This is a genomic window from Streptomyces sp. NPDC002851, assembly GCF_053591935.1.
This window is the reverse complement of the sequence record NZ_JBSFUT010000089.1, coordinates 1-3,012: the sequence shown is the minus strand read 5'-3', so window position 1 is coordinate 3,012 and position 3,012 is coordinate 1. Positions and strand designations below refer to the sequence as shown.

Sequence of the window (3,012 nt, the reverse complement as noted above, 5' to 3'; positions counted from 1 at the left end):
CGGAGCCGCCCACCCCGGCCGGAAGATCACCCAACCAACCCGCGAAACCCCAGCCCACACACAACATCAACAACCAACACCAACGGCAGGCCATACGGGGGGCGCTGAACAGTGTGGGCAGGGTGCCTCGCGCGCCGGTTTCACGCGCCCTGGGCGGGCGGTGCGTGCGGGGGGATAGTGGGGTATCGCAAGCTGTCAGGACGGATTTGGCGGCGTGAAGACCGCCGCCCTGCTGCTCGGGCACCGGTGCCCGTGAAGGGGTTGCACGCATCGTGGCCCGTGTCGACCGCCGCCTGACAGCTGGCCGGCAACTGATCGTAGGAGGATAAGCGTGGCTCACATCGTGGACGTGGCGGCTGCAGTAGGCCCGGACCCGCAGATCGCCGGATCAAGGCTGGCGAAGTCGTCGGAACATTCCGCATCTCCGCGCGGGGAAAGCGCACAGCAGCAGGGGATCGTTCCCAGGTCCCAGGCTGCGGTGGCCGCTGAGCTTACTCCGCACGCGCATGTGGAGGAGCTCATGAGCCAACGCCGCGCAGCGATGCGGAGTTGACTCCCCGAGGACTGCGGCGATGGGCGTGTATGAGTCCATGCTCGCGGCGCTCTTCGCGGCCTGGCTGCTGCTCTGCGTCCTCGCACAGCTCAGGGTCATCGCGCCTCGTGTGGCCCCACGGCTGGGCCGGTGGGATGCGTCCCTCCTCATCCCTCGCTACAACTACTTCGCTCCCATCCCAGGCATGCACGACTATCACCTGCTGTTCCGCACCCGCACCCGCGGCAGGGAGTTCGGCACCTGGGAGGAGGTAAGCGCCGGGGTCCGGCGGCGGTGGTGGAACTTCGTCTGGAACCCTGACCGGCGCAGCCGCAAGCAACTGCTGGATCTGGCCAAAGAGTTGGCTCACCGTGATCCCGGCTGTGTCGATCCGGACACTGTGCTGTCGGTGCCCTACCTCGTGCTGCTCCGCCACGTCTGTGCCCAGATCGAACCGGCCGAGGGAGTAGACATACAGTTTCTGATCGTCACATTCTCAGAGGTTGGGGGCGATGAGCTGCCGCAGCCGTTGTTCCTCTCCCGGCCACACGAGGTCATGTAGATGAGCCTGGCCCCCGGCACGGCGCTGCGGTGGGTTGAGATGTTGGCCTCGGCCGGGGTGCTGGTGTCCTCACTGGAATACCTGGCCCGGCCGCATGCCCTCGATGACACATCGCTGGCGAGCTGGCCGGTGCTCAGGCTGCGCTACCGCAGCCTGAGCACCGGCGCCGCGGGCGCCTTGCTGAGCCTGGCCCTGGCCTTCCCTGCGGTCCTGGTGACGTACTCGGTACGAGCGGCCGCCGCGGCCGCGTTGCTCCCCTTCACGCTGTACGGCCCCCTCCACGTGGCCCTGTTGGGCCTCGTGGTCACGAGCACCTGCGTACTGGCCCTGCGCGGCGGCTACGGCTGTGAGGGCTCTGACCAAGTGCTGATGATCGTGTTCTGCACGCTGCTGCTGGTGGCCGCGCATCCGAGTCCGCCAGCACTGCGACTCGGGCTGTGGTTTGTTGCCCTGCAGGCGTGCCTGGCGTACTGCGTCTCCGGGATCTACAAGGTGACGTCCCGGGTGTGGCGGGACGGCACCGGGCTCATCGGTGTGCTGGGAACGCGGTCCCTCGGCACCCCACACGTGGCTGTGTGGCTCGCCGCGCACCCGATAACCGCGCGGCGGCTCTCCAGCGGAGTGGCCGTGTTCGAAACCCTCTTCCCGCTGGTGTTGGTGTCGCCTACGACCTGGTTGCCGTACTTCCTGATCGCAGGCATCGGATTCCACCTTTCCTGCGCCCTGCTCATGGGTCTCAACTGTTTTGTCTGGGCGTTCACTGCCACCTATCCCGCCATCGCCTACGTAGTCCTCCGATAGGCGCAGCCCCTCCGGAGGCTCGCCGCACCGGCCATGTACGGATGCCGAGCAGACCCGGCCGCGTGACGCCCTCGCGCGCCGAAATCTCGGGATCGATCACCGCATCGAGCGCCAAGGCGGCAGCGATAGGGAAAACTGCGGCTTCAACTCCTTCCCGGAATCCTTCCACAGCGGCTCCCTCTCGTCGGCCAGCAGCGCATCCGTCACCCGCTGGTGCTGCGTGGGGTGCATTCGCTCTACCTGTTTGTGAAGGGGCATGGCAGTAGTCCGAAACGTGTTGTGGAAGTGCCGATTTAGGGTGGGCCGGGCATGGGCCGCGCGTCAAAAGTGTCCCTGTGTGACGGGAAGTCGACCACCCGTAAGAGCGGTTGAAGTGGCAAGTAGTTTGTCGCGGGCGGGGCGGGGGAGATTGCGCGGTGTCCTGTTGCCGTCACCGGAGGAGGAGCCATGCGGTCACGTCGAGCTCTGGCGGTCGCTGCCGTCGCCCCTGCCCTGCTTGCCACGGGAGTGCTCGCGGCCCCAGCAGCCCAGGCGGCCGCACCGGTGTCTGCGTCCGCCCGGGCGCAAGAACAGCCCTATCAAAGGGGCACGACGGTCAACACAGTCGTTGATTTTGAGGCCGGTTCAGCCGCGACCAGCGTCACGCTGGAGGTGAAGGTTCTCGTCAGTGGCCTCTGAATGCCAGAGCCTGACGACCCGCCTTGGTGAGGCGGCGGGTCATCAGCGGTGCCGGACCTTGCGGGCCGGCACCGAGTAGAGGCTCCCGGCGAAGGCGACCAGGCAGTCCATACCGACCGGCCGCAGATGCCGCTGGGTGACCACATAAGGCGTCTGAGGAAGCGGCCGTAGGGCCATGTGATCCCGGACAGCGCGGTGGCCGATGACCTCGCCATGGGTGCGGTGGGTCCGTGCCCGACGCAGGGGCACCCAGATCATGAAGGCAGCGTTCATCTCCCGTGTTGAGGAGGAGCTATGGCACTGGGTCGCAAGCGATCGCGTCGCATCGTCGTCAACGGCACGACCTACCGCTGGCGGCTTCGGAGGAGGCCGACCTACGGCCAAGCCCTGTGCTGGACACCCTGCACTTACGCCGTCGAGCACGCGGAACAACCTGGCT

General features: G+C 66.9%; 3 protein-coding genes. 2 read left to right on the top strand and 1 reads right to left on the bottom strand.

Annotated elements, in window-relative coordinates; all coding sequences use genetic code 11:
- The first annotated feature begins 572 nt into the window (after positions 1–572).
- Together ACWD10_RS38320 and ACWD10_RS38315 are read left to right on the top strand one after the other, a co-directional pair.
- Positions 573–1,094, top strand: coding sequence for a hypothetical protein (locus tag ACWD10_RS38320; protein WP_451098446.1), 522 nt, complete (start codon positions 573–575; stop codon positions 1,092–1,094).
- Positions 1,095–1,895 (top strand): hypothetical protein, encoded by an 801-nt coding sequence (locus ACWD10_RS38315; protein ID WP_451098444.1) that lies wholly within the window; start codon positions 1,095–1,097, stop codon positions 1,893–1,895.
- A gap of 720 nt (positions 1,896–2,615) precedes the next feature.
- Here the strand turns inward: ACWD10_RS38315 and ACWD10_RS38310 are convergent.
- Positions 2,616–2,831 (bottom strand): Mu transposase domain-containing protein, encoded by a 216-nt coding sequence (locus ACWD10_RS38310; protein ID WP_451098442.1) that lies wholly within the window; start codon positions 2,829–2,831, stop codon positions 2,616–2,618.
- Positions 2,832–3,012: the final 181 nt, after the last annotated feature.

What these genes read in the sequence shown, in the direction of transcription:
- ACWD10_RS38320 (WP_451098446.1), top strand. Translation starts at nt 573, where the DNA reads ATGGGCGTGTATGAGTCCATGCTCGCGGCGCTCTTCGCGGCCTGGCTG.
- ACWD10_RS38315 (WP_451098444.1), top strand. Translation starts at nt 1,095, where the DNA reads ATGAGCCTGGCCCCCGGCACGGCGCTGCGGTGGGTTGAGATGTTGGCC.
- ACWD10_RS38310 (WP_451098442.1), bottom strand. Translation starts at nt 2,831, where the DNA reads ATGATCTGGGTGCCCCTGCGTCGGGCACGGACCCACCGCACCCATGGC.